The 22,617-nt window shown below is 39.1% G+C and carries 24 protein-coding genes; 22 read left to right on the top strand and 2 right to left on the bottom strand.

The features are described from left to right. The first annotated feature begins 17 nt into the window (after positions 1-17). The 10 genes from rpmH to AC6CHJ_RS14375 all read left to right on the top strand — a co-directional run bounded on the left by rpmH (position 18) and on the right by AC6CHJ_RS14375 (position 9,510). Complete coding sequence (gene rpmH, locus AC6CHJ_RS14420; RefSeq protein ID WP_066791201.1) at positions 18-152, top strand: 50S ribosomal protein L34; 135 nt, start codon at positions 18-20, stop codon at positions 150-152. Positions 153-236: 84 nt separating this feature from the next. Next, entirely contained in the window at positions 237-617 is a 381-nt protein-coding gene (gene rnpA / locus AC6CHJ_RS14415) for a ribonuclease P protein component (protein ID WP_066791199.1), read from the top strand. 106 nt (positions 618-723) lie between these two features. Continuing rightward, a complete protein-coding gene (gene jag / locus AC6CHJ_RS14410) occupies positions 724-1,536 on the top strand; it encodes an RNA-binding cell elongation regulator Jag/EloR (protein WP_392997077.1) in 813 nt (270 codons plus the stop codon). A 210-nt stretch (positions 1,537-1,746) separates the two neighbouring features. Then, positions 1,747-3,132: a tRNA uridine-5-carboxymethylaminomethyl(34) synthesis GTPase MnmE gene (gene mnmE, locus AC6CHJ_RS14405; RefSeq protein ID WP_392997075.1), complete on the top strand. Its 1,386-nt coding sequence runs from the start codon at positions 1,747-1,749 to the stop codon at positions 3,130-3,132. A gap of 58 nt (positions 3,133-3,190) precedes the next feature. Further along, entirely contained in the window at positions 3,191-5,077 is a 1,887-nt protein-coding gene (mnmG, locus tag AC6CHJ_RS14400) for a tRNA uridine-5-carboxymethylaminomethyl(34) synthesis enzyme MnmG (protein ID WP_147197627.1), read from the top strand. A 92-nt stretch (positions 5,078-5,169) separates the two neighbouring features. Then, positions 5,170-5,886: a 16S rRNA (guanine(527)-N(7))-methyltransferase RsmG gene (gene rsmG, locus AC6CHJ_RS14395; protein ID WP_498289091.1), complete on the top strand. Its 717-nt coding sequence runs from the start codon at positions 5,170-5,172 to the stop codon at positions 5,884-5,886. Between the two features lie 180 nt (positions 5,887-6,066). Then, complete coding sequence (noc, locus tag AC6CHJ_RS14390; RefSeq protein WP_147197625.1) at positions 6,067-6,927, top strand: nucleoid occlusion protein; 861 nt, start codon at positions 6,067-6,069, stop codon at positions 6,925-6,927. A 273-nt stretch (positions 6,928-7,200) separates the two neighbouring features. Further along, positions 7,201-7,962, top strand: a complete 762-nt coding sequence (locus AC6CHJ_RS14385) for a ParA family protein (RefSeq protein WP_147197623.1) — start codon at positions 7,201-7,203, stop codon at positions 7,960-7,962. Beyond that, positions 7,955-8,794, top strand: a complete 840-nt coding sequence (locus AC6CHJ_RS14380; RefSeq protein WP_498289089.1) for a ParB/RepB/Spo0J family partition protein — start codon at positions 7,955-7,957, stop codon at positions 8,792-8,794. The genes AC6CHJ_RS14385 and AC6CHJ_RS14380 overlap by 8 nt, the downstream gene beginning before the upstream one ends. 11 nt (positions 8,795-8,805) lie before the next feature. Next, on the top strand, positions 8,806-9,510 hold the full coding sequence (locus AC6CHJ_RS14375; RefSeq protein WP_498289087.1) for a DUF554 domain-containing protein: 705 nt from the start codon (positions 8,806-8,808) through the stop codon (positions 9,508-9,510). Here the strand turns inward: AC6CHJ_RS14375 and yyaC are convergent. Further along, positions 9,469-10,065, bottom strand: a complete 597-nt coding sequence (gene yyaC, locus AC6CHJ_RS14370; protein WP_147197617.1) for a spore protease YyaC — start codon at positions 10,063-10,065, stop codon at positions 9,469-9,471. The genes AC6CHJ_RS14375 and yyaC overlap by 42 nt on opposite strands. Before the next feature lie 139 nt (positions 10,066-10,204). Between yyaC and AC6CHJ_RS14365 the strand changes: the two genes are divergently transcribed. From AC6CHJ_RS14365 to AC6CHJ_RS14315, 11 genes are all read left to right on the top strand, one after another. Further along, on the top strand, positions 10,205-11,038 hold the full coding sequence (locus AC6CHJ_RS14365) for a mechanosensitive ion channel family protein (RefSeq protein WP_498289095.1): 834 nt from the start codon (positions 10,205-10,207) through the stop codon (positions 11,036-11,038). A gap of 2 nt (positions 11,039-11,040) precedes the next feature. After that, positions 11,041-11,256: a DUF951 domain-containing protein gene (locus tag AC6CHJ_RS14360; protein ID WP_066791180.1), complete on the top strand. Its 216-nt coding sequence runs from the start codon at positions 11,041-11,043 to the stop codon at positions 11,254-11,256. 76 nt (positions 11,257-11,332) lie between these two features. Beyond that, entirely contained in the window at positions 11,333-12,433 is a 1,101-nt protein-coding gene (gene ychF, locus AC6CHJ_RS14355) for a redox-regulated ATPase YchF (protein WP_147197615.1), read from the top strand. Between the two features lie 209 nt (positions 12,434-12,642). After that, complete coding sequence (gene rpsF, locus AC6CHJ_RS14350) at positions 12,643-12,933, top strand: 30S ribosomal protein S6 (RefSeq protein WP_147197613.1); 291 nt, start codon at positions 12,643-12,645, stop codon at positions 12,931-12,933. 41 nt (positions 12,934-12,974) lie between these two features. After that, entirely contained in the window at positions 12,975-13,529 is a 555-nt protein-coding gene (gene ssb / locus AC6CHJ_RS14345; protein WP_066791172.1) for a single-stranded DNA-binding protein, read from the top strand. 51 nt (positions 13,530-13,580) lie between these two features. Next, the gene (gene rpsR / locus AC6CHJ_RS14340) at positions 13,581-13,817 is read left to right on the top strand and encodes a 30S ribosomal protein S18 (RefSeq protein ID WP_066791170.1); all 237 of its coding nucleotides are present in this window, start codon (positions 13,581-13,583) and stop codon (positions 13,815-13,817) included. 291 nt (positions 13,818-14,108) lie between these two features. After that, positions 14,109-15,050: a YybS family protein gene (locus tag AC6CHJ_RS14335; protein ID WP_066791168.1), complete on the top strand. Its 942-nt coding sequence runs from the start codon at positions 14,109-14,111 to the stop codon at positions 15,048-15,050. Between the two features lie 13 nt (positions 15,051-15,063). Further along, positions 15,064-17,040 carry a DHH family phosphoesterase gene (locus AC6CHJ_RS14330; protein WP_147197609.1) on the top strand — a complete coding sequence of 659 codons (1,977 nt, stop codon included), beginning with the start codon at positions 15,064-15,066 and terminating at the stop codon, positions 17,038-17,040. After that, entirely contained in the window at positions 17,037-17,486 is a 450-nt protein-coding gene (rplI, locus tag AC6CHJ_RS14325; RefSeq protein WP_066791164.1) for a 50S ribosomal protein L9, read from the top strand. The genes AC6CHJ_RS14330 and rplI overlap by 4 nt, the downstream gene beginning before the upstream one ends. A 12-nt stretch (positions 17,487-17,498) precedes the next feature. Further along, positions 17,499-18,854: a replicative DNA helicase gene (dnaB, locus tag AC6CHJ_RS14320; RefSeq protein ID WP_066791160.1), complete on the top strand. Its 1,356-nt coding sequence runs from the start codon at positions 17,499-17,501 to the stop codon at positions 18,852-18,854. A gap of 286 nt (positions 18,855-19,140) precedes the next feature. Further along, positions 19,141-20,430 carry an adenylosuccinate synthase gene (locus AC6CHJ_RS14315; RefSeq protein ID WP_147197607.1) on the top strand — a complete coding sequence of 430 codons (1,290 nt, stop codon included), beginning with the start codon at positions 19,141-19,143 and terminating at the stop codon, positions 20,428-20,430. A 61-nt stretch (positions 20,431-20,491) separates the two neighbouring features. Here the strand turns inward: AC6CHJ_RS14315 and AC6CHJ_RS14310 are convergent, their stop codons facing one another. Continuing rightward, positions 20,492-21,412: a YitT family protein gene (locus AC6CHJ_RS14310; protein WP_147197605.1), complete on the bottom strand. Its 921-nt coding sequence runs from the start codon at positions 21,410-21,412 to the stop codon at positions 20,492-20,494. Between the two features lie 493 nt (positions 21,413-21,905). Between AC6CHJ_RS14310 and yycF the strand changes: the two genes are divergently transcribed. Then, complete coding sequence (gene yycF, locus AC6CHJ_RS14305) at positions 21,906-22,616, top strand: response regulator YycF (protein WP_066791156.1); 711 nt, start codon at positions 21,906-21,908, stop codon at positions 22,614-22,616. Position 22,617: the final 1 nt, after the last annotated feature.

Raw genomic sequence — 22,617 nt, 5'->3', positions numbered from 1 at the left:
TCAGGAGGTGTCATATAATGAAACGCACATACCAACCAAAAAAACGTAAGCATAGTAAAGTACATGGCTTCCGCGCACGTATGGCTACTAAAAACGGTCGTAAAGTGATCGCTGCTCGTCGCCGTAAAGGAAGAAAAGTATTATCAGCATAACCATGAGTCCACTGAATAAACTCAGTGGTCTTTTTTTCTTTTATTATACGTAGGAGAAGAAAAAGAGGAATAAGCAGGTGAAAAATGAAAAAACGCCGCAGAATTAAAAAGAATGAAGACTTTCAAAAGGTATTCAAAAAAGGAAAGTCATTCGCCAATCGGCAGTTTGTCGTTTACTTCCTTGAAAAGGAGAAGCAAACTGAGTTTAGGATTGGTTTATCCATTAATAAAAAAGTAGCAAAGGCAGTCACAAGAAACCAAATTAAACGTTATGTCCGCCAAAGTTTTTTAGAACTAGATGGTGAATTGCAGCAGCATATGGACTACGTCATTATCGCCAGGAACCCGGCGGCCGATTTAGATTTTCACGAAACAAAGAAAAGCCTAATGCATGTATTAAAAATTGCAAAGGTAATGAAGAGAAGCAGTAGAGACCAAAAGAAACCGCATGGTAGAATAAAGTAAATCATTCAATTTTGCAGGGATTTCTGCTAATGGCCACATGGCGAAGAGCCATGCTAATGAGCTTTTAGCACATCAAACAAAGCCTGCGAAGAGGAGGAGCCCAGATATGAAACAGATTACGCAAACAGGCGCAACTGTAGAGGAAGCACTTTTGCTTGCCTTGCATGAGCTTAACCTTACCCGTAAACAAGTAGATGTTGAAATTCTCCAAGAAGCAAAAAAAGGTTTTTTAGGTTTTGGTTCTAAAAAGGCGCAGATCCGAGTCACAGAAAAGCAAGCACAAAAACCCTTTGCTGTACAAGAGGCTGCAGAACCGCTTCAAGAAAAAGCAGAGCCGGTTGAGAATGGGCAATCTGAAGTGGCAGAACCGCAGATTGGCAGTAGTTTAAGTACTATTGAAGAAAATCTCGAAATACAAACAACCAGCGAAAATGCTGAAGTACCGTTTGAACGCAATGATTATGAACTAGCTATTTCTAAAGTAGAAGAATATCTATCCGATATTTCCAAGCAGCTTTCCATCTCTGATCTCCATATAGAGACAGTACAACAAGGTAAAGTGATACAATTTAATCTATCAACCAACTCAGCTGCATTGCTTATTGGTAAAAGAGGTAACACATTAAATGCTCTACAGGAATTGGCACAATTAGTTGCCCACCAGTATGTCAAACGCTTCATTATGGTGAAACTGGATGTAGAGAATTACCGTGAAAAAAGAAAGCAATCATTAGAAGTATTGGCGAACAAAATGGCCGATAAAGCAGTCTATACAGGCAAAAAGGTAGAACTAGAGCCAATGCCTTCAAATGAGCGTAAAATTATACACCATATTTTGGCAGACCGTTTAGACGTTGAAACCTACTCAAAAGGCGAAGACACCAAGAGGCATTTAGTCATTGAACCTATACGAGCTTAACTTAAGGATTGTGAAAGAGTCCTTCTCCCCAGACGAGAAGGACTTATTTTTTTGCACTTTTATGGTAAGATTAAGTGCTAGAATAGAAAAATAAAATTATCCACATGTGGATAATTTTTATTGAGCTAAATATTGAACTGTTCAACTAATACGCTGTGGAAAACAATACACAGATTAAAGTTTTATTATATATAGGAGGTTTGTTCACTAATGGAATTTGATACTATTGCAGCGATTTCCACTCCGACGGGAGAAGGAGCGATCGCCATTGTTCGATTAAGCGGTGACCAAGCGGTAGAAATTGCAGACCGGATTTTCAGTTTGCCAAGTGGTAAAAAATTATCCTCAAAAAAATCCCATACCATTCATTATGGGCATTTAAAAGAGGTAGAAACGGGTGAGGTAGTAGAAGAAGTTATGGTCTCGCTCATGAGAGGACCAAAAACCTTTACACGTGAAGATGTAGTAGAAATTAATTGCCATGGCGGATTAGTCTCTGTCAATCGAGTACTGCAGCTTGTCCTACGTAATGGTGCAAGAATGGCAGAGCCAGGCGAGTTTACAAAACGGGCATTTTTAAATGGCCGTATCGATTTATCGCAAGCAGAAGCTGTGATGGATTTAATTCGTGCTAAAACAGACAGAGCGATGAACGTAGCGCTAAATCAAATGGATGGTAAATTGTCACGATTAATTAACCAATTAAGACAAGCATTGATTGAGGTATTAGCACAGGTAGAAGTAAATATTGACTATCCCGAATACGATGATGTAGAAGAAATGACCATTCCACTAATGTTAGAAAAGGCCACATGGGTAAAGAGCGAAGTCGAGAAACTTCTTCAAACTTCGTCACAAGGCAAAATTTTGCGTGAGGGTTTATCGACCGTTATATTAGGGCGTCCAAATGTGGGAAAATCTTCTCTCTTAAATAGTTTAGTACAAGAAAATAAAGCTATTGTCACTGATGTTGCAGGAACAACACGTGATATTATAGAAGAATACGTCAATGTACGCGGCGTTCCATTACGCTTGGTAGATACAGCGGGGATACGTGAAACAGAAGATATTGTCGAACGTATCGGAGTAGAAAGATCGAGACAAGTTTTAAAAGAGGCAGATCTTATATTGCTCGTTGTCAACTACCATGAGGAATTGACCGAAGAAGATAGACGTTTATTTGATACTATTCAAAACATGGATTATATTGTTGTAGTCAATAAAACAGATTTGACTCAAAAAATAGATATAGATGAAGTAAAACAACTTGCAGGAGAAAGAAGAGTTGTGACGACTTCATTGTTGCAAGAAGAGGGTGTAGCAGAACTAGAGGAAGCAATTGCAGCACTATTCTTCGAAGGTTCTGTTGAAGCAAATGACTTAACGTATGTATCGAATGCTCGCCATATTGCATTGTTGCATCAAGCACTTGATCGTATTCAAGATGCGATTACTGCAGCGGAAGCAGGCGTGCCTGTCGATATGATTCAAATAGATGTAACACGTGCATGGGAGATTCTCGGCGAAATTGTCGGGGATACGGTGCAAGATAGCCTTATTAATCAGCTTTTCTCTCAATTCTGCTTAGGAAAATAACTCCCTAGCAAAGAGAAAGCATCAAACTAATTCTTACTATAGAAAGGAAGTAACGAGCATGCCAACAAATTATGAAGCAGGCACGTTCGATGTTATCGTCATAGGCGCTGGTCATGCAGGTGTTGAAGCAGCATACGCTTCCGCTCGCATGGGCGCTAAAACATTAGTGTTAACGATCAACTTAGATATGATAGCCTTTATGCCATGCAACCCATCAGTAGGAGGACCGGCAAAAGGTATTGTTGTCCGTGAAATCGACGCAATGGGCGGAGCAATGGGCAAAGTAATTGATAAAACGCATATTCAAATGCGTATGCTCAATACCGGTAAAGGTCCTGCTGTTCGTGCATTACGTGCACAAGCAGACAAAGTCTTATACCAACAAGAAATGAAAAAGCTATTAGAGGAACAAGAAAATCTGACAATTCACCAAGCTATGGTTGATGAACTGATTATTGAAGATGATGAAGTAAAGGGTGTTATTACACAAGTAGGTGGAATTTATCGCGCTTCGACTGTCATTATTACAACAGGAACTTTCTTGCGCGGTGAAATTATCATTGGCGACTTAAAATACTCAAGCGGACCAAACAACCAACAACCATCTATCAAACTTGCGGATAACTTGCGAGAAATCGGTTTTGAAATGGTACGATTTAAAACAGGTACGCCACCGCGTGTGAACAGCAAGACTATTGATTACAGTAAAACGGAAATCCAACCTGGAGATCCTGAACCACGTGCATTCAGCTATGAAACGACAGAATTCATCACAGATCAAATTCCATGCTGGTTAACCTATACAAGTCCAGAAACGCATCAAATCATTAATGATAATTTAGAACAATCACCAATGTTTACTGGCGTGATTACAGGGACAGGCCCACGTTATTGTCCGTCAATTGAAACGAAGATTGTACGCTTCAATGACAAACCACGCCACCAATTATTCTTGGAGCCAGAAGGACGCAATACACAAGAAGTCTATGTACAAGGACTATCAACAAGCTTACCTGAACATATCCAACGCAAAATGCTTGAAACCATACCAGGGCTTGAAAAAGCAGAAATGATGCGCGCTGGTTATGCGATTGAATATGATGCGATTGTACCAACACAATTATGGCCAACGCTTGAAACAAAGCGCATCCAAAATCTGTACACTGCTGGCCAAATTAACGGTACATCTGGATATGAGGAAGCAGCAGGTCAAGGTTTAATGGCCGGCATCAATGCAGCTGCAAAAGCTCTTGATAAGGAAGAAATGATTCTAGGTCGCGCAGATGCTTATATTGGCGTACTTATAGATGACTTAGTGACAAAAGGGACAAATGAACCTTATCGCCTTCTTACATCACGCGCGGAATATAGATTGCTCCTTCGCCATGATAATGCTGACATTCGTTTATCAGAACGTGCTTATCAAGCAGGTCTTATCTCACAAGAACGCTATGAACGCTTCTTAGTTAAAAAAGAACAAGTGGAGAATGAGATTGCAAGATTGCACGATATCATTATAAAACCAAATGAGCAAACACAAGCTGCTCTTGCAGAAATAGGCAGCAGTCCATTAAAAGATGGCATCCGAGGAACAGATTTATTAAAACGTCCAGAAGCAAATTATGCATTCGTTTCAGCCTTCGCACCATCTGAAGTGGAACTGAATGAAGAAGTAAAGGAACAAGTTGAAATTCAAGTAAAATATGAAGGATATATTGAGAAAGCTCTTCAACAAGTCGAAAAGCTGAAGAAAATGGAAGGCAAAAAGATTCCTGAGAACATCGATTATGATGCCATTTCAGGGATTGCAACAGAAGCAAAAGAAAAACTTAAAGAAGTCCGTCCGCTTTCAGTTGCCCAAGCTTCACGTATTTCAGGAGTAAATCCTGCCGATATATCAATTTTACTAGTGTATATAGAACATGGTAAGATAGCAAAAGTATAGATAATAAATCCTAGACATGCATGCCTACTTGGCAGTGCATGTCTACTATTAATTAGATGAGAGCCTTCGCAGCACTATGAAAGGGGAATAACATGAACGAAGAACAGTTTATGCAATCATTAAAAGAGCAAGGAATAGAGTTATCAGAGAAGCAAGCACAGCAATTCCATTTATATTTTGAAACATTAGTCGAATGGAACGAAAAAATGAATTTAACTGCGATCACTGATCAACCTTCTGTTTATTTAAAGCATTTTTATGACTCGATTAGTGCTGCTTTTTATATAAACTTTAACGATATCGAATCACTCTGCGATGTAGGAGCTGGCGCTGGGTTTCCGAGTATTCCGATTAAAATTTGCTTCCCACATATAAAGGTGACGATTGTTGATTCATTAAATAAAAGGATTCAATTTTTACATCACTTAAGCGATGTATTAGAACTAGAAAATATGCAATTTGTTCATTCTCGTGCTGAAGACTTTGGACAAATGGCGCAATACCGTGAAAAGTTTGATCTAGTAACTGCACGCGCAGTCGCACGGCTATCCGTATTGTCAGAGTTGTGCGCACCACTTGTAAAGAATGATGGCATCTTTGTTGCGATGAAAGCTGCCAGTGGTGAGGAAGAATTAACGGATGCTAAAAAGGCAATTCAAGTACTTGGCACTAAGCTGATGGATCAATATAAATTTTCACTCCCAATAGAAAATAGCGAACGTACAATATATGTATTCAAAAAGATAAAAAGCACACCAAAAAAATATCCACGTAAGGCCGGTATGCCTAATAAATCTCCAATTCACTAGAAATGTTTCACATGAAACGAAAAAGGAATCTATCGTTTTTGATTAAAAGACACTATAATATAATTGGACATACTTACTTTTTGTATAATGTTAGAAAATATATATAGATAGATAGTCGCCTCTATTCTTCATCCATAATGGATTAAAGAAGGAAATATTGCTAAAAGGTGGTGCCAAGGGATGAAAAGTGCTTTTTCACGTTTTTTTGGAAGTGGTGAGAAAGTAGAAAACACCTCAAAAACCGAGGGTAGGGATAAAGAGACAGTTTCCAATATCCCCATTGATAAGATTAGCCCCAATCGATATCAACCCCGCACAATTTTTGATGATGCCAAGATTGAGGAATTAGCCCGGACAATTCATACGCATGGGGTAATTCAGCCAATAGTTGTTCGTAAATACGAAGAAGATAAATATGAGATTATCGCCGGCGAACGACGCTACCGCGCGATGAAATCATTAAACTGGTTAGAAGTGCCTGCTATTATTCGCGATATGAATGACAAGGAAACTGCTTCGGTTGCTTTAATTGAAAACTTGCAGCGAGAAGAACTGACTTCTATTGAAGAAGCTCAGGCTTACCAAAGACTTTTGGAGCTTCATGAGCTGACGCAGGAAGCGCTTGCTCAAAGATTAGGTAAAGGTCAATCAACGATTGCCAATAAACTGCGCCTATTAAAGCTGCCTCATTCGATTCAAGAGGCCATTTTAAAACGAGACATTTCCGAAAGGCATGCAAGAGCACTGGTGCCCATTAAAGATGAAGAATTGCAGCTTCAATTATTGGAAGAAATAATCGAAAAAGGATATAACGTGAGGCAGCTGGAACAAAGAATTGTTGAAATTGCCAATCCGGTTGAAAAGGTAAAAAAACCTAAACCAAAACGTAAAGCGATTAGCAAAGATATCCGAATCGCCCTTAATACAATTCGACAATCTTTAACAATGGTAAATAAAACGGGGATTTCCGTGGAAACGGAAGAAGAAGAACACGACGAATTTTATCAAATTACTGTAAAGATACCAAAAAAGAAGCAATAGCCCATCTAAAACTCTTACTCTAGCAATAGAATAAGGGTTTTTGATTATTTAAGCGTTCTTTTACATAGTGAACTCAAACAATAGATTGCAGCCAAGTCAAACAGCATATTCCCTTAAAATTTTGCTATGAAAAATCCAGATAATGATTAACTGAGCCTTTTAAATTTTTGCATTTTACTCTTTTAAATTGGAGCCGAACACGTATTTTTTTGATAGAATGTAGAAAAAGGTATGTTTGTTACACTCAATAATGTTATTGAAAGCAGGTGCACCATGGGAAGAACAATAGCAATTGCAAATCAAAAAGGCGGCGTTGGCAAAACAACAACATCTGTAAATTTAAGCGCGTGCCTTGCTGAATTAGGAAAAAAGGTATTATTAATCGATATGGATCCGCAAGGAAATGCAACAAGTGGTGTAGGAGTCAATAAAGGGGAAGTAGAAAAGTGCATTTACGACGTACTTATTGATGATGAGCCTATACATGAAGCTATTACCCAAACAAAAATGGAAAATCTCTATGTTGTACCAGCTACGATAGCGCTTGCTGGGGCAGAAATTGAGCTGGTTTCTACAATCTCTAGAGAAGTGCGTTTAAAGCATGCCATTGATCAACTGAAAAAAGAATATGATTTTATTATTATAGATTGTCCACCTTCTTTAGGTTTATTAACAATTAACTCACTTACAGCAGCAGATGCAATCTTAATCCCAGTGCAATGTGAATACTATGCACTAGAAGGCTTAAGCCAATTGTTGTCTACTATACGTTTAGTCCAAAAGCATTTGAATAACAAGCTTGTCATTGATGGTGTTTTGCTGACAATGCTAGATGCCCGTACGAATTTGGGACTTCAAGTAATTGAAGAAGTAAAAAAGTATTTTCAAGACAAAGTATACAAAACAATCGTGCCAAGGAATGTACGTTTAAGTGAAGCTCCGAGCCATGGTGAACCTATCATTATATATGATCGCAAATCACGTGGAGCTGAAGTTTATATGGAGTTGGCGAGAGAGGTGATTAAGAATGGCTAAAGGATTAGGCAAAGGTTTGGGCGCGCTTTTTCAAGAACAAGATTTATCTGAAAGAGATCGAGTAACGCAAATCGCTATCAAAGATATCAAAGCAAATCCTTTTCAGCCTCGTAAGATATTTGATCAATCCGCATTAGAGGAGTTAGCTCAATCAATAAAGGAACATGGTATTCTACAGCCGATTATAGTAAGGAAGAAAAGAGTTAAATATGAAATTGTTGTAGGCGAACGACGCTTCCGCGCAGCTCAATTGGCAGGACTGGTAGAGGTGCCGGCTGTTATCCGTGAGTTAGACGATGCACAAATGATGGAGTTGGCCATTTTAGAGAATCTTCAACGAGAAGATTTATCGCCAATTGAAGAAGCAGAAGCGTACCAAAGTTTATTGGAGGCTCTAAAGCTGACACAAGATCAGTTGTCTCAACGATTGGGAAAAAGCCGTCCTCATATTGCCAATCATATACGATTGCTGTCACTACCAAAAGATATTCAGCAATATATCAATGATGGTGCCTTAACAATGGGACATGGAAGAACGTTATTAGGATTGAAAAATAAAAAGCAAATACCTGTTGTGGCAGAAAAGGTCATAAAGCAACATCTTAATGTCCGCCAATTGGAAGAACTTGTTCAATCTCTTAATGAGGATGTTTCACGTGAAACAAAAAACAAAGGAAAGAAAGATATATTCTTAGAAGAAAAAGAATCGCAGCTACGGGATTATTTTGGCACGAATGTTTTAATCAAAAAAACAAAAAATAAAGGTAAAATTGAAATTGAGTTCTTCTCAGAAGATGATTTAGAACGCATATTAGAATTACTAGAGGATTGAGAGGATGTTCATTGGTATTATTAGGTACATTAGTGGATGCGCTATTAATCATTGTAGGAACAATCATTGGTAGGTTCCTGCAAGGCATCCCTGATAAAATGAAAGAAGCTGTCATGCAAGTAATAGGGCTATCGGTAATACTGATGGGCATTCAAATGGGAATTAAAAGTAACAACTTTATTATTGTTATTGTTAGTCTTGTTATTGGCACGTTATTGGGCGAGTGGATTGACCTGGACTTGCAGTTAAATCGATTCGGAAGATGGATCGAAAGCAAAATCAGCAAAAAAGGCGATAATGGAGATATCGCCCAAGCATTTATAACAAGTACATTAATCTTCGCGATAGGCTCTATGTCTATCTTAGGGGCGCTAGACAGTGGATTAAGAAACGATCATTCTGTTCTAGTAACAAAGGGAATTATTGACGGATTTACTGCGATATTCCTAGCATCCACGTTAGGTATCGGTGTGATTTTGGGTGCTGTGTCAGTTTTTATATACGAAGGAGTCATCGCCGTATTTGCTGGCCAAATTAGCCGCTTTGTACCCGCTGACGTTTTAGATACGTTTGTTCAACAGCTCACAGCTACTGGGGGAGCTATGATTATAGCCATTGGATTAAGCATGATAGGACTTGCTAAAATTCGCATTGCCAATATGCTTCCGGCTATTTTAATTGTGGCTCTCATAGTGACGCTGATGCACTTTTTTTAATGAATGGCGATGCCATGCAAGATACAAGGCACGGGCAATTCGGTTGCTCATTTCATAGGTGATATTGAGTCTTGTTGTTTGCAATATAGTGTGTTCCATGAAGCCGCCAAAGTTGACGATTCCCTTAATTGAGACGTCTCCTATTGGTGGCAATTCTTTTTTTACAGCCTTTCCAGGAAGCAAAGGTCCAGGTTGGAAAAGAATTTCACCGATTCGCTTTTGATCACCAAGGCATGCATCAATTGCTACTACAAAAGGTGGTACTTTGTGATTTTCAAATGAATCTACTGTTTGAGATAAATTCAGTGCGTGAAGCGGTTCTTCTAATGAACCAATGATTTTGTAAGGAAATGATACAAAGTTTGACAGGATACTGCCGGTTAAAGGGCCTAATGCATCTCCTGTAGAACGATCAGATCCGATACAGCAAAATACGAGATTTTCATGATGGAATGGTATATGCTCTAATAGAAATGAACTTAACCGCCAAGTGGCGCCAGAGTCTTCATAATGCAATGCGTATGAGAATGCCGAATTAGATATAGGGAGTGTCATAGGTAATCTCACTTTCTCTTTTTTCAGCAGTATACGTATATTCGAAACTTTTTATACTAAAGGAGACATATAATTGAAAGAAGAAACGATAATACGTAATCAAACAGATAAGTTAAGCAAGTTTTTACATGATGAAGAGATGTGGGTCAACATAGGGTTGGATGCGATTAAAATTATTACAATTGCCCTTTTATCCATGATTATTGTAAGGATTGCTAAAATAGCCATAACTAAGTTTTTTAACCTACGTATAAATGGTCCGATTGCTTTAAATCCTACGGCAGAGCGGAGATATAGAACTATTTTACGACTGCTGCAAAGCATCATCTCATATGCTGTATACTTTTCAGCCATAATTTCTATTCTTTCCGTCATGCAGATTAAAGTGGCCGGTTTGTTGGCAGGCGCAGGGATTGTCGGTTTAGCAGTTGGGTTTGGGGCACAGAGTTTGGTAAAGGATGTCATCACCGGATTCTTCATTATTTTTGAAGACCAATTCGGCGTTGGCGACTATATCAAAATTTCAGCTGTTGAAGGTACCGTCATAGAAATTGGGCTGAGGACAACCAAAATTAAGGGGGGCGCTGGCGAAATCAATATTATACCGAATGGGACTATTTCAGAGGTTGTGAATTATTCTATCAATAATTCAGTGGCTGTAATTGATGTCAGCATTGCTTATAATAATGATATAGCCAAGGCGGAAAGTTTAATAGAAGAATACTTGAGCAAACTGCCTTCCAATCACGAAGAAATTGTGACTGAGCCCACACTGCTAGGGGTCCAAAATGTAGCAGGTGGTGAAGTGACTTTGCGAATTACAGTAGAAACGTTACCAATGCAGCATTTTGCTGTATCCCGAATGATTCGAAGAGATATTAAAGAAATATTTGATACGTATCATATAGAAATTCCTTTCCCTAAAATGATGGTTTATGAAAGGAATATGAATAGAACGGAGGAAGGTGAGTAAGAGTGGAAAAAAAGCTATACGAGATGAATGATATAGTAGAAATGAAAAAACAGCATCCTTGCGGGACAAATAGATGGAAGATTATCCGAATGGGCGCAGATATCCGTGTGAAGTGTGAAGGCTGTCAGCACAGTGTCATGATTCCACGGCGTGAATTTGAAAAAAAGATGAAAAAGGTATTAGTTCAGGCGAATCCAACAGAAGCCTATGAAAATTAGACATTTGATAAATGAATATCTATAATAGACAGGTTGAATATGAATTTTTGAACGTATAGGGAAAGGTAGTGGGAAAATGGCTTTAACAGCAGGGATTGTAGGATTGCCAAACGTAGGAAAATCCACTTTATTTAATGCGATTACAAAAGCAGGAGCACTTGCAGCAAACTATCCATTCGCAACGATTGACCCGAACGTAGGGATTGTAGAAGTGCCAGATGCGCGTCTTGATGAATTAACAAAATTAGTCCAACCAAAGAAAACAGTACCCACAGCATTTGAATTCACTGATATAGCAGGTATTGTAAAAGGTGCCAGCAAAGGTGAAGGTCTAGGAAATAAATTCTTGGCACATATCCGAGAAGTGGATGCAATTACGCAAGTAGTTCGCTGTTTCGAAGATGAAAATATTACGCATGTTGCTGGAAAGGTAGATCCTATCAGCGATATTGAAGTAATTAATCTAGAGCTTATTCTTGCTGACTTAGAATCGGTTGATAAACGATATGCAAAAGTAGAAAAATTAGCTCGTCAAAAAGATAAAGAAGCAATGGTGGAAGCGCCGGTTTTAGAAAAAGTTAAAGAAGCTTTCGCAAACGAAAAACCTGCACGTTCAGTTGATTTATCGGATGAGGAATTAAAAATTATCAAAAGTTTAAATCTACTAACGCTAAAACCAATGCTTTACGTAGCTAACGTTTCAGAAGATGAAGTAGCGGATGTAAGCAACAATCAATACGTACAAACAGTACGTGATTATGCTGCAAAAGAAGGTGCAGAGGTAATCGTCGTTTGTGCTAAAATTGAAGAAGAAATTGCTGTATTGGACGATGAAGAAAAAGCTATGTTTTTAGAAGAACTAGGCATTGAAGAATCTGGTCTAGATCAGTTAATCAAAGCTTCTTATAGCTTGCTAGGCCTAGCCACTTACTTTACAGCAGGTGTCCAAGAAGTAAGAGCTTGGACTTTCCGCAAGGGTATGAAAGCTCCTCAATGTGCGGGCGTCATCCACTCAGACTTCGAGCGTGGATTTATCCGTGCTGAAACTGTTTCTTACGATGATTTAATGCAATACGGTTCTATGAGTGCAGCAAAAGAAGCTGGCCGTGTCCGTCTTGAAGGAAAAGAGTATGTTGTACAAGATGGCGACATTATGCTATTCCGCTTTAATGTTTAGTTGATAATTAGAACCATGTGATGCATTAGGCATCACATGGTTTTTTATTTACTTAATCTATGAAGACATGAAATATACACAATAATTCAATTCAATAGTTGTCCAAAGCAATCTCTTGTGGTACAATATATTGATGTGAGTAGTAAATATTACTAACTCCTTGCCAAGTGACATTCATTTGGCCAAAGTCCATAAGGAGGTGCTTATAAATGAGAGCATATGAATTAATGTACATTATCCGTCCAAACATCGAAGAAGAAGCTAAAAAGGCTTTAGTTGAACGTTTCGACGAAATCCTAACTTCTAACGGAGCAGAAATCATCGAATCTAAAGAGTGGGGTAAACGCCGTCTTGCTTATGAAATCGAAGACTTCCGTGAAGGTTACTATCAAATCGTAAAAGCTAACGCTGATACAAAAGCGATCGACGAATACACTCGTTTAGCTAACATCAGCGAAGATATCATTCGCCATATCGCGGTTCGCGAAGAAGAAAAATAATTAATTATAAATAAAAAAGCAGAGAAGGGGGTTGAATTCTGATGATTAACCGCGTCGTATTAGTCGGAAGGCTAACAAAAGATCCGGAACTTCGCTACACACCAAATGGTGTAGCAGTTGCTCGTTTTACATTAGCTGTGAATAGAACATTTTCTAATCAACAAGGTGAAAAGCAAGCCGACTTCATCAACTGTGTTGTTTGGCGCAAACAAGCTGAAAATACTGCAAACTTCTTGCATAAAGGAAGCCTTGCAGGGATTGAAGGCCGCATCCAAACAGGCAGTTTTGAAGGTCAAGACGGCAAGCGTGTATACACAACAGAAGTGGTGGCAGATAGTGTCCAATTCTTAGAACCACGGAGTGCAACTGGAGATCGTCCGGCACCAAGCCAATCGTATGGCGGCCAACCGTCTTACGGTGGTGGCAGCCAATATGGCAGTGCTTCTCAAGAAGGGAATTATCAACAGCCATCATATCAACAGAATCACTCACCTAATCAGCAAAACTATACACGTGTAGATGAAGATCCATTTGCGCCAATGAATAACAATGGCGGAGGGAAAGTCGACGTAACAGAAGACGACCTTCCATTCTAGCAGGAGATTACCACACGTTAATACAAAATGATTATGAGGAGGGACTACACAATGGCACCACGTAGAGGAGGCCGCAAACGCCGTAAAGTTTGCTATTTCACTTCTAATAACATCAAACACATCGATTATAAAGATGTTGATTTGCTAAAAAAATTCATCTCTGAGCGCGGAAAAATTCTTCCACGCCGTGTGACTGGTACAAGCGCTAAATACCAACGTAAACTTACATCAGCAATCAAAGTTGCTCGTGTAATGGCTTTACTACCATTCACTGCAGAAGATAAATAATAAATGTTAAAAGACTAGCTTATGCTAGTCTTTTTTTATCGATATAAAGCTTAATTTCTTTATTTGTTTAAGCCATCTAAGTAGTGCTAGTAAGCCGCTAAAAAATCTTTAGGTTATTTATCCAGCTGGGGAACAAGAGGATTCTTACATTTTTTATAAGAGTAATGATTGCTGTTTCAATCAAGTTTGGTGGAGAGCTAGATACCCCTTGAGCTTTTGTTTGCAACCACGAAACATGGTACAATAGTAAGATGAAATAGTAGATTGTCTATAAGAAAAGGAAGGTTATAAATGCCGGAAAACAAGACAAGAAGATTGACACAGGGCGCAATGATGATTGCGTTATTTACAATATTATTAGCTATTTCAACCTACGTGCCTCTCATCAATATTGTAACAGTTTGGTTCGTGCCACTGCCTTTAGCATGGTATGCAGCAAAGTACGAAAGTAAATTTTCGTTAGCTGCTATTGCAATCAGTATTATTCTGTCCCTTTTAATTGGCGGCCTCTTAGCGCTTCCTCAGGCTATTTTATTTGGCATTGTTGCTTTTATAGTGGGATATGGCATACGCAAACAGAAGAGTAAGGGATTCTTATTTTTATCAACTTCTTTAGCATCGTTAGTTGTAATTTCCGTTGAATATGTGATTGCTGTACGCTTTTTTCATATGGATTTTATAAAACAAATGATTGAAACTGCAAGAAAAAGCTATGAAAAATCAAATGAATTGACTAAGGCAATGACCGGACAAGCACCGCTTTCCAGTGAACAGATCGAAACGATGATTAATACAATACAGATAAGCATGCCTACACTAATCATCTTGTGCGTATTTGCATTTGCTTGGTTAATGATTTCGGTTCAGTTACCTTTATTGCGTAGATTGGGCTTAAATGCACCCAAATTTAAGCCGTTCAAAGACTTGCGTTTACCTCGAGCTATGTTGTGGTATTATCTTGCTGTCTTAGCAATAACATTGTTTATCAAGCCAGCAGAAGGAACATTTCTTTATGTCATAGTACTGAATCTATCCTTTCTTCTAACCATTTTGTTTTTGATTCAAGGAATATCCTTTATCCATTTCATCATAAATCAAAAAGGTTGGCCGAAGTGGACAGCAGTTGTCGCTACAATCTTGGCCTTTCCGTTAAGTTCATTTGTCACTTTGATAGGAATTGCTGATTTAGGCTTTCAACTGCGTGAGCTGATAAGTGACATGACAAGAAAATAAGGAGTTGGGATTTATGGGTTCTCTTTTTAGAAAAAGACCAATACGTTATCCTCTTTTAATGCTGTCGCTGCTTGGCTTAGCAAGTATAGTTATTTGCTTAATGTGGAATGCATTGATCGGTATCCTTTATGGTTTAATCCTTATCCTTGTATTTATCCTTGCTTGGAAGGCTGAAATGGATACCTATAAGGAAACGGAAAAGCATATTGAGATGCTTTCATACCGCTTGAAAAAAGTGGGCGAAGAGGCGTTGCTTGAGATGCCAATCGGGATTGTACTGGTTGGGGATGAGTATGAGATAGAATGGTGCAACCCGTATATGCACGAAATTTTAAATAAAGAGTCATTGATTGGAGAAGATTTGTTTTCTTTATCAGATGATTTTTATACATTAATCAAGCATGAGGACTCTAATGAATTAAATTTAACGCTAAATGAACGCAAATACAGGGCTTACTATAGATCAGAGGAAAAACTAATTTACTTCTTTGATATTACGGAACAAGTAGAAATCGAAGAGTTATATAATGAAGATCGAACAGTGATCGCCATCCTGTTTGTTGATAACTATGACGAAATTACACAAGGGATGGATGACCAAACGCGTAGCCAGACAAATTCTCTTGTGACTTCGCTAGTTAATAACTGGAGCAATGCGAACGGCATTTTCCTGAAAAGAATTGCTGCGGATCGTTTTATAGCTATATTGAATGAGTCCATTTTGCAAGAACTAGAGAAAAAACGTTTTTCAATTCTTGATGATATACGAGAAATTACAGCTCAGCAAAATTTGTCGTTAACGTTAAGTATTGGAGTAGGGGCAAGCTCGACATCACTTATAGAATTAGGAGAGTTAGCGCAGTCCAGTTTAGACCTAGTTTTAGGTCGCGGTGGCGACCAGGTAGCAATTAAAGAAGCGAATGGTAAAGTAAGATTCTATGGCGGTAAGACGAATCCCGTTGAAAAACGCACGAGAGTCCGTGCAAGGGTTATTTCACATGCTTTGCGTGATTTAATCCAAGGCAGTGACCAAATTTTCGTTATGGGTCACAAGATGCCCGATATGGATGCGATTGGCGCGGCTATCGGTGTGAGAAAGATGGCTGATATGAACGGGGTTAAAGGATATGTTGTCGTTGATTTTGACAATATAGACAATAGCATTAATCGTCTTATGCAGTTGGTAAAAGAGAAATCAGACTTATATAACCGCTTTATTACTCCAGAGCTTGCGATTGATAAAATGACAGAGAAGTCTCTGCTTATTATAGTGGATACACATAAGCCAAGCATGACGATAGAGGCAAAGCTATTAAATAAAACAGATAAAGTCGTTGTGATTGACCATCACCGTCGGGGTGAAGAATTTGTTAAAAGCCCGATGCTAGTCTACATGGAGCCATATGCATCTTCTACTGCAGAGCTAGTGACCGAATTACTAGAATATCAGCCGAAAGATGATAAAATATCTATGTTGGAGGCGACAGCCTTATTAGCTGGCATTATAGTCGATACCAAGAGCTTTACATTGCGTACAGGTGCTAGAACTTTTGAGGCAGCTTCGTACTTGCGTACAAATGGGGCAGATACGGTACTCGTCCAACGATTATTAAAAGAAGATATTACAACCTATATTGAACGCTCCAAAATCGTGCAGACAGCAGAGTTTTACCATGAAGGATTGGCGATTGCTCGTGGTGATGATGATCAAATCTATAACTCTGTATTAATTGCGCAGACAGCGGATATTTTGTTGACGATGAAAGACATTTCAGCCTCATTCGTTATTGCACATCGTAGTGATGGCAGAATTGGCATTAGCGCCCGCTCGTTAGGTGAAATGAATGTTCAGCTAGTAATGGAAGAACTCGGTGGAGGCGGACATCTGACAAACGCAGCATGCCAATTAGAAGCAGATACGATTGATGAAGCAATTGAACGACTAAAAGTAGCTATAGATAAAGTAATAGAAGGGGGAAAAGAATCATGAAAGTGATCTTTTTAAAAGATGTAAAAGGGCAAGGAAAAAAAGGTGAAACAAAAGAAGTGTCAGATGGTTATGCACGTAACGTACTTTTGAAGCAAAAAAGTGCTGTTGAAGCAACTCCAGCTGCACTAGCTCAATTGAATGCACAAAATAAACGTGCTGCCCTTGATGCAGCCCAAGAATTAGAAGACGCAAAAGCATTAAAGGAAAAATTAGAGGGCTTAACAGTTGAATTAACAGCTAAACCAGGAAAAGATGGCCGATTATTTGGTTCTATTACGTCTAAACAAATTGTAGAACAGCTACAAAAAGACTTTGGCATCAAAATTGATAAAAGAAAAATGGAAATGAAAGATGCGATTCGTACATTAGGCGTAACGAAAGTTCCTGTTAAGCTTCATCATGAAGTATCTGCTGCATTGAAAGTACATGTTGCAGAACAAGAATAAGGGAGAGACAGTATGAACGATCCACAATTGGACCGTATTCCACCGCACAATCAAGAAGCTGAACAATCCGTAATTGGCGCTATTTTTCTTGAGCCGCAAGCTTTGATTACCGCTTCAGAAGTACTGTTACCAGAAGATTTTTATCGTACGGCACACCAAATGATTTTCCAAACAATGTTGCGCTTAAGCGACCAAGGAAAAGCGATTGATGTTATTACGGTAACGGAAGAGTTATCTTCGCATAATGAGCTTGAGGATATTGGCGGTATTTCTTATATTACGGAAATTGCGAATGCTGTCCCAACAGCAGCTAATGTCAGCTACTACGCTCATATCGTTTCAGAAAAGGCGTTGCTTCGCCGTTTAATACGTGTGGCAACAAAAATAGTCGAAGATGGCTATACGCGTGAAGATGAAGTAGACGCACTTCTTGCTGAAGCAGAGAGCAAAGTAATGGAAGTAGCCAATCGAAAGAATGCCGGTGACTTCAAACATGTCAAAGACGTGCTTGTTGAGACATATGCCAATGTGGAGAAACTTCAAAATCGCCAAGGTGATATCACGGGAATCCCAACAGGTTTCCGTGATTTAGACCGTCTAACAGCAGGATTCCAGCGAGGAGATTTAATCATCGTTGCTGCGCGTCCTTCAGTAGGGAAAACCGCCTTTGCGCTGAATGTGGCACAAGCTGTTGGTACCTTAACAGAGGAGAATGTTGCTATTTTCTCTTTGGAAATGGGTGCTGAACAGCTTGTCATGCGTATGCTGTGTGCTGAGGGTAATATCGACGCACAAGTCTTACGGACAGGCGCTCTCAATTCAGAAGACTGGCGAAAGCTTACGATGGCGACAGGTACATTATCCAGAGCAGGCATCTATATCGATGATGCAGCTGGTGTACGTGTAAGTGAAATACGTGCCAAATGTCGTCGGCTTAAACAAGAACAAGGACTTGGCATGATTTTGATCGACTACTTACAATTGATTCAAGGCAGCGGTGGAGCAGGTCAAAATAGACAGCAAGAAGTATCAGAAATATCTCGTTCACTAAAAGCATTGGCACGTGAGTTGGAAGTGCCTGTTATTGCGCTATCCCAATTATCTCGTGGTGTTGAACAGCGACAAGATAAACGTCCAATGATGAGTGACTTACGGGAGTCTGGAAGTATTGAGCAGGATGCTGATATCGTAGCATTCCTATACCGTGAAGATTATTATGATAAAGAGACAGAAGACGCCAATACAATTGAAATTATTGTTGCCAAACAGCGTAATGGCCCGACAGATACGGTGAAGTTGGCATTTAAAAAAGAATACAATAAATTTGTTAGCGTAGATTGGACAGCAGACGTACCTGCTGGCTTTTAGTTGTGAGAGCATTACATTTAATGCTCTTTTTTTTATTGCCAGAATGGGCAGTTAATCTTGGAGCAAGAAAAGGAAGGAATTCTATGCAAAACGGAACTAACACTCTATTGAGGTAATATTACCCAAAGTCTATAACTTTACTATTAAAAAAACGAACATTGTTGTCTGACTTCTATTACATGTTCGTATATTTTAGCCATCTTGTATTGACTTGGCCTATTTTCGTTGTTACAATAAGTCTGTTTGAATCAGGGTGCAATGAATGTGCCTGACGGAGGTGCTGATTATGACATCAGTTGTAGTAGTAGGAACACAATGGGGAGACGAAGGAAAAGGGAAAATTACCGACTTCTTATCGAAAGAAGCTGAAGCCATCGCCCGCTATTCTGGTGGTGATAATGCAGGCCATACAATCCAATTTGAAGGGGAAACGTATAAATTGCATTTAATCCCTTCAGGCATTTTTTATAAAGAAAAAATGTCCATTATGGGGAATGGTATGGTAATCAACCCCAAATCACTTGTTGAAGAATTAAAAGGACTACAAGAAAGAGGCGTAAGCACAGAGAATTTACGCATCTCAAATCGAGCTCACGTTATTCTGCCGTATCATATTTACCAAGATAAAGTAGATGAGGAAGCCCGCGGTGACCAAAAAATTGGAACAACCTGCAAAGGAATTGGCCCATGTTATATTGATAAGGTACAGCGAATTGGTATCCGTATCGCAGATCTACTAGATAAAAAAGTATTCGAAGAAAAGCTACGTACAAACTTAGAAATGAAAAACCGTCTTTTTGAAAAATACTATGGTGTAGAACCTTTGAAATTTGAAGATATTTTTGAAGCATTTTACCAATATGGTCAAGAAATTGCTCAGTATGTAACAGATACATCTAAGATTCTTAGCGATGTGCTAGAAGAGGGCAATAAGGTACTATTTGAGGGTGCGCAAGGCGTTATGCTGGATGTAGACCATGGCACATATCCATATGTCACTTCATCCAATCCAGTTGCTGGTGGCGTTGCAACAGGTGCTGGCGTAGGCCCATCACAAGTAAACCGTGTGATCGGTGTAAGTAAAGCTTATACTTCACGCGTAGGAGATGGACCGTTCCCAACTGAATTATTTGATGAAATTGGCCAACAAATTCGTGAAGTTGGACGAGAATATGGTACAACAACAGGCCGTCCACGCCGAGTAGGCTGGTTTGACTCCGTAGTTGTCCGCCATTCTCGCCGCGTATCAGGTATTACAGATTTAGCATTAAACTCAATCGATGTGTTAACTGGTCTTGAAACTGTAAAGATCTGTACAGCGTATGAATATAATGGTGAAATTATTACAGAATACCCTGCAACTCTTCACGCAATTGAAGGCTGCAAACCAATCTACGAAGAGCTTCCTGGATGGACAGAGGATGTCACAGGATGCAAAACGCTAGATGAGTTGCCTGAGAACGCAAGAAACTATGTAAAACGTGTAAGTGAGCTAACTGGTATCCGCATTGCAACATTCTCAGTGGGACCAGATCGTGATCAAACTAATGTGCTGCTTAATGTGTGGGACGCGTAATTCTAACCCCATCATATAAAAGTCAAAAGGCAATCCCCTCTTTTCGAGGGATTGCCTTTTATTAATGGATATCCTTCTTCTTAAAACGTCCTCCACGCACTTCAGCAATATTGCCAATGGCAAGAAAGGCATGTTCGTCAAGTTCGCTAACAATCGTTGTGAGCTTTGATTCTTCTAAACGCGTGATCACTGTGAAGATCACTTTCTTCGTGTCTCCCGTATAAGCACCCTCACCATTTAGATAGGTAACGCCACGGCCCAAACGGTCAATAATTGCTTGCCCGATTTCATCGTATTCATCACTGATAATATAAACCGCCTTCGATTCGTCGAGACCCTGAATGGTAATATCAATCATTTTGTAAGCAATAAAGTAAGCTAGCCCTGAATACATTGCTTGTTCCCATGTGAATACAAATCCAGCTACTGTGAAGATAATGAGGTTAAAAAACATGATGATTTCGCCTACGGAGAATGGGAGTTTTTTATTAAAAAGTATAGCTAATACCTCTGTACCATCAAGTGAACCGCCTGATCGAATGACAAGGCCAACTCCGATACCAAGGATGATTCCTCCGAAAACAGTGGATAACAGCAAATCTTGGGTAACGGGTTTTACATGTTCCAAGAGAAGTGTTGCGACAGATAAAGTAGTAATACCGAGTGCAGTTGATAAGGCGAATGTTTTCCCAATTTGCTTATAACCGAGGAAAATAAAAGGGATATTAAGGAGGAAAATAAATACGCCTAGTGGCAGATGAGTTAAATGGGAAATAATTATAGAAACGCCGACAATGCCTCCGTCTAAAATGTTGTTGGGAACGAGGAATAGGCTAAGGGCAATAGCAGTTATGCATGCACCAACGATGACCATAATAGTTCTTTGTGCCAGCCTCTTTTTAGACTGTGTTTTCTTCAGTTTATTTACTTCTATGCCCTTTGGCAAAACCGGCTGCTGTTTCTGTCGGTTTGCATCACTCATAAAATCTCTCCAATCTTTTTGTAGAATAATAGTTTAACCAGACTTACAAATAGAAAGATCCTTGGCGAAGAATAAGCTAATCACAATTTTAAGCCATAGACCTATTCATCCGTAAAGCCCAATTAGTTCCACTAATAACCAAATGAGATGAATTATCATCCTTTTAGCAAAGTGTCACCCTATATCTCTATAATATCGGAAAATTCGGTTTTTAAGAAGTGAAAAGCATGGCTTTGTTAAAACTTTTAAAAAGAAATGCATATTATAGGAGAAATGTAGGGGATAAAATAAGCCCTTATGACCGTTCTAAATCTCAATGAAAATAGCTGAAGTATGGTAAAATTAAATAGGACATATAGTCGATGTGTCGATTCATAGCGAAATTATTCCCCAGGAAATGTCGAAGGGGGTTTTTAAAGATGCAACGCAAACTTAAGAATGGTAGAGTATTGATAGAATAGAAAAAGACCGGAGTAAGGAAGGGGAATATATATTGGATAAGACGATTTTAGTAGTGGACGATGAAAAGCCAATCGCAGATATACTGCAATTTAATTTAATTAAGGAAGGCTATAAAGTTGTCTGTGCATATGATGGAGATGAAGCATTAAAAAAGGTAGAGGAAATTAAACCTGATTTAATGCTTTTAGATATTATGTTGCCAAAAAGAGATGGTATGGAAGTATGCCGTGAAGTACGAAAAAAATATGACTTGCCAATCATTATGCTGACAGCGAAAGATTCAGAGATTGATAAGGTGCTAGGTTTAGAGCTTGGCGCTGATGATTATGTGACTAAACCTTTTAGCACACGAGAATTGATTGCAAGGGTGAAAGCAAATATGCGTAGACACCAAACTGTGGCAGTAGCTGAAGAAGCAGTTGAAGAGAACAATGATATCGTAGTAGGATCGCTTGTCATTCAGCCAGATGCATACCTTGTATTAAAAAGAGATGAAGCAATTGAATTAACACACCGTGAGTTTGAATTACTTCATTACTTGGCTAAGCATATCGGACAAGTTATGACGCGCGAGCACTTACTACAAACTGTTTGGGGCTATGATTACTTTGGAGACGTCCGCACAGTAGATGTGACCATTCGTCGACTTCGTGAAAAAATTGAAGATAACCCGAGTCATCCAGCATGGATTGTCACTCGCCGAGGCGTTGGCTATTATTTAAGAAATCCTGAACAGGAGTAAA

The sequence above is a fragment of the Rummeliibacillus sp. GQ308 genome (assembly GCF_059759115.1).
Note: the sequence above shows the minus strand (reverse complement) of the source record. Positions and strands in the feature narration are given on the sequence as shown.